The organism is Aphanizomenon sp. UHCC 0183, from assembly GCF_009712065.1.
Taxonomy (GTDB): domain Bacteria; phylum Cyanobacteriota; class Cyanobacteriia; order Cyanobacteriales; family Nostocaceae; genus Dolichospermum; species Dolichospermum heterosporum.
Map to the genome: position 1 here is coordinate 69,408 of NZ_VILC01000022.1, position 2,456 is coordinate 71,863.

Below are 2,456 nucleotides of genomic sequence, written 5' to 3' on the forward strand. Positions count from 1 at the left end.
ACTAAATTCGCTACTTCTGCCTAAAATATCTGTATCTGTGTTTTGAACGTTTAGTTTCTACCAATCCATGTCCAGCCCGAATTTGGCAATGCTTTCGGCGAGTATAGCGATCGCCAGCCTAGTAAATACTAGCACAGATCACTTCGCTATTTGGGTAGTCAAAGCACCATATCCCAGTGGCTATGTTCTCCGTGATTGTGTTTTCTCCCCTGAACTTAATCAAGTTTGGCAAGAATGGCAACAAATGTTTGCTAGTCATAGTCCCCTGGATATTCCTTCCTATTCAATTTCTTCATCAGTTAATACATTGCCATTAACTGTAATTTCACCCGCTGAAGGTCAAAGGACAAGTCCCTATAGTAGTCGTCTGATGCAATCCTTGGGTATCAATCTCTGGGGATGGATATTTGATGGGGCGATTCTGAATAGTTGGGAACGGAGTCGGGGTATGGCTATGGGTCAAAAGACTCAATTACGCTTTCGGTTAGAAATTCGTGATCCTGATCTAATTGCCCTCCCCTGGGAAATTATGCAGCGGGAAGTTGGACAATCCGCCATATCTCTTTCCCAAGATGTTTTATTTAGTCGTACCATCAGCGCAGTTGAACCATTACCAGAATTGCGGACTGACCGGGCGGTAAATATTCTGCTGGTGTTAGGACATAATCATAAATTACAATTAGACCAGGAAGCGTCTTTACTAAAAAAGACATTGTTAGAAGGTCATCCTGGGGGCAAAACTGCCGCTGGATACGCACCTTGTACAGTAAAAACCCTGATTCAACCGACAAAGGCAGAATTAATTCAGGAGTTAGAAACTAAAGTTCATAATGTGTTTTTTTATGCTGGTCACGGATTACCAGATCCAGATGGAGGCTCATTATTTTTAGGAAATGAACTCAAAATTAATGGCATAGAATTAGCTCAGGTTTTAACGCGAACAGGCATAAAATTGGGAGTTTTTAACGCCTGTTGGGGAGCGCAACCAGCAGCAGTTAATCACCAGGCTATCCCGGCTAGTAGTTTGGCTGAGGTGTTGATTCGTCATGGTGTGCCAGCGGTATTGGGGATGCGTGATGAAATTGCTGATGTAGAAAGTCATAGTTTTATTCAAACTTTTGCTTCCAGTTTGCGATCGCGTAAATTAATTGATGAAGCAGTGGCAACTGCTAGACAAGAACTATTGACACTGTATAAATTTAATCAACCAGCTTGGACATTACCAGTTCTCTACCTCCATCCTGATTTTGATGGAGAACTGATTAAAGATGTAGATGAAGGAGTCACAGAACTACCCAATACGGCGATTTCTGACCTAGTTACCCCCATTAATACAGCTTATTTGCGATCGCTCACACCAGGAGGCAAAATTTGGTTATTACGTTCTGGAGTTACCCGCATCGGTCGCACAAAAGAGAATGATATTATCATCCCCGAAATTTATATTTCCAGACACCACGCAGAAATTTTATGTCGGAAGACTCTCAAAGAAAATACATCCATGACCACTTATTACCTACAGGATTTGTCTACCTATGGGACAACCTGGTATTTAAGCCCTAATGGTTGGCAACAAATCCTCCGGGAAGAAGTACCTTTAACATCAGGAATGCAGTTAATGTTTGGGAGTTCTAAAGGTGAAATTTGGGAATTTATTCGGGAGGATTCCATCAGTAGGGGCGCAGGGCCTGCGCCCAAAAGTCAGGAGTAAAAACCAGTTGATCATGACTGCTGTATTTTGCGGAAATTCAATTTTTGAGATTGTAGTTGTCAATAGAACCTATAAATTAATAGTGAGAAGAAAATGAAAAACCACATTAATGATTTAAATATCTTAAATATTGCCCCATCAAATGTAGATTTAGAATTTATAGAAGCACTGTTAGAGCCTGAAGATGCTGCTTATCCCTGGAATTTAGCTGATGAATCTTCAGAAGCTTATTTTCATAACCTAGAACTACAGTTTGGGTTGCAAGATTTTTCAGATTTAGAACTGAGTACAAGTACCGATAATTTTTATCAAAATCTAGATACAATTTGGGATCAAGTTGCTGTTCTTGAAAATAACAGTAGTAAAAATACTGTTAATTATCTTCAGGAAGTTTTGCAGAACGCTTTTTCAGTTATTCCTAGAGGTTTACTCACTGCAATCGCTCAAAAAGCTACTGAAGTTTCTATTCTTGAACAATCAGCTAGTGAGAAAATAGTGGAATGTGTCCAAGCTTTACTACCTAGTTGGCAAGTAGATGATCTGCTGGTTTTAGCTCGTCCTTTTGCTTACGCAATGCGAAGTAGTGAACTACATACATTGACATCACTAATTAGAGATTTTGAAGAGCGGGATTGGGCAAATTTATCAGAAATAGAACAAGCAAAAATTACCTTAGCGATCGCTGATTATGCCCTCCAACATCTCTCAAAACCCGATTCTCAACCCTAATTTTTACTCTGCCAAA

Annotated in this window: 2 protein-coding genes; both read left to right on the plus strand. The window is 40.0% G+C overall.

Features of this window, described 5'->3' with window-relative positions; translation table 11 throughout:
* The first annotated feature begins 88 nt into the window (after positions 1 to 88).
* Positions 89 to 1,711 (plus strand): CHAT domain-containing protein, encoded by a 1,623-nt coding sequence (locus FJR37_RS10330; RefSeq protein ID WP_168465968.1) that lies wholly within the window; start codon positions 89 to 91, stop codon positions 1,709 to 1,711.
* A gap of 93 nt (positions 1,712 to 1,804) precedes the next feature.
* The gene (locus FJR37_RS10335; RefSeq protein ID WP_168465963.1) at positions 1,805 to 2,440 is read left to right on the plus strand and encodes a hypothetical protein; all 636 of its coding nucleotides are present in this window, start codon (positions 1,805 to 1,807) and stop codon (positions 2,438 to 2,440) included.
* The last annotated feature ends 16 nt before the right edge of the window (positions 2,441 to 2,456 follow it).